Origin of the sequence: Pseudomonas sp. NPDC087598 (genome assembly GCF_044743525.1) — a bacterium.
GTDB lineage: Bacteria > Pseudomonadota > Gammaproteobacteria > Pseudomonadales > Pseudomonadaceae > Aquipseudomonas.
Window position 1 is genome coordinate 1 of the sequence record NZ_JBIUWQ010000152.1, and the last position, 778, is coordinate 778.

At 59.6% G+C, this 778-nt stretch carries 1 pseudogene; it reads left to right on the top strand.

Annotation, left to right across the window (positions count from 1 at the left end):
• Nucleotides 1-55: 55 nt before the first annotated feature.
• Nucleotides 56-778, top strand: a pseudogene (atpB, locus tag ACIOWE_RS30165) (F0F1 ATP synthase subunit A); the annotation flags it as partial.

A 778-nucleotide genomic window follows, 5' to 3' on the forward strand; every position in this document is an offset into this window, starting at 1 on the left:
CGCAACCCGCGCCCACACCCCCGCTTCGGGCTACCCCCACCACCACGTGCAGACCCTGACCTTCGGTCAGCTACCTAACGGCGGCTGGGGCTTTGCCCACACCGCAGCAGAAGCCAAAGAAATGGGCTTCTGGGCTTTCCACGTCGATACCCTCGGCTGGTCGGTCGCGCTGGGTCTGATCTTCGTTCTTCTTTTCCGCATGGCGGCAAAAAAGGCAACTTCGGGTCAGCCAGGTGCTTTGCAGAACTTCGTTGAAGTATTGGTCGAATTCGTCGATGGCAGCGTGAAAGACAGCTTCCATGGCCGTAGCCCGGTGATCGCACCGCTGGCACTGACCATCTTCGTCTGGGTGTTCCTGATGAACGCCGTCGACCTGGTACCGGTCGACTGGATTCCTCAGCTGGCCATCCTGATCTCCGGCGACCACCACATCCCGTTCCGTGCCGTGTCGACTACCGACCCGAACGCGACTCTGGGCATGGCTCTGTCGGTTTTCGCACTGATCATTTTCTATAGCATCAAGGTCAAGGGCATCGGCGGCTTCATCGGCGAACTGACCCTGCACCCGTTCGGCAGCAAGAACGTTTTCGTTCAGGCCCTGCTGATCCCGGTGAACTTCCTGCTGGAATTCGTGACTCTGATCGCCAAGCCGATCTCTCTGGCTCTGCGTCTGTTTGCAACATGTATGCCGGCGAGCTGGTGTTCATCCTGATCGCTGTGATGTTCGGCAGCGGCCTGCTCTGGCTGAGCGGCCTGGGCGTTGTTCTGCAGTGGGCGT